This is a genomic window from Nocardia tengchongensis, from assembly GCF_054781395.1.
The window spans coordinates 1-602 of sequence record NZ_BAAGUM010000011.1 but is presented as its reverse complement, the minus strand read 5'-3'; the positions used below and the strand labels follow the sequence as shown (position 1 = coordinate 602).

At 68.6% G+C, this 602-nt stretch carries 1 protein-coding gene; it reads right to left on the bottom strand.

Features of this window, described 5'->3' with window-relative positions:
* On the bottom strand, positions 1–602 hold a 602-nt coding region (locus ACYVKL_RS24585; protein ID WP_460772943.1), incomplete at both ends, for an IPT/TIG domain-containing protein.

Genomic DNA, 602 nt, shown 5'->3' with positions numbered 1-602 from the left:
CCGGTGAGCACGACGGTGGTTCCGCCCGTCACCGAACCGAGGTTCGGCACCACCGTGGTCAGCGTGGGTACCGCGACGTAGGTGTAGGCGACACCGTTGCTGGTTCCGCCCGCGGTCGTGACCGTCACCTGCACCGTCCCCGCCGCGTGGGCCGGGGCGGCCGCGGTGATCTGGGTAGCGGAATCAACCGTGAACGAAGTCGCTGGTGTCCCACCGAAACTCACCGCCGTCGCACCGGTCAGGTTCGTCCCGGTCAGCACGACCGTCGTCCCGCCGGCCACCGAACCGGCACTCGGCACCACCGTGGTCAGCGTGGGTACCGCGACGTAGGTGTAGGCGACACCGTTACTGGTACCGCCCGCGGTCGTGACGGTGACCTGCACCGTCCCGACCGAACCCGCGGGGGCGACTGCGGTGATCTGGGTGGCGGAGTTGACGGTGAACGAAGTCGCTGGTGTGCCACCGAAACTCACCGCCGTCGCACCGATCAGGTTCGTCCCGGTGAGCACGACGGTGGTTCCGCCCGTCACCGAACCGAGGCTCGGCACCACCGTGGTCAACGTGGGTACCGCGACGTAGGTGTAGGCGACACCGTTGCTGGT